The organism is Variovorax sp. LG9.2 (genome assembly GCF_035018885.1).
Lineage (GTDB): Bacteria > Pseudomonadota > Gammaproteobacteria > Burkholderiales > Burkholderiaceae_C > Variovorax.
In genome coordinates, this window is record NZ_JASJXB010000131.1 from 1 (window position 1) to 269 (window position 269).

At 70.6% G+C, this 269-nt stretch carries 1 pseudogene; it reads right to left on the bottom strand.

The features are described 5' to 3' along the window. Window positions 1-269: pseudogene (locus tag QN413_RS27230) on the bottom strand (integrase); the annotation flags it as partial.

Consider the following 269-nt stretch of genomic DNA (forward strand, 5'->3'; position numbering starts at 1 on the left):
ACCCGCCTCCGTCACGAAGCCCGAGCGCAAGGAGTGCGCCGAGAAGCGGCCGTCCAGTCCCGCGGCCGCGCAGCGTGTCTTCACGATAAAACGCACCCCCTCGGCACCCAGTGGTGTGCCCATGCGGTCGCCCGCCAGCACGCGCCGGAAGATCTGCCCGCTGGTGATCCTGGCCGCGCGCAGGGCACCGATCCAGTCGCGCATCGCCTCGGCAGCCGAGCCCACCAGCGGCTTGTAGTTCTCCGGCAGGTCCTGGCCCAACTGGTTCG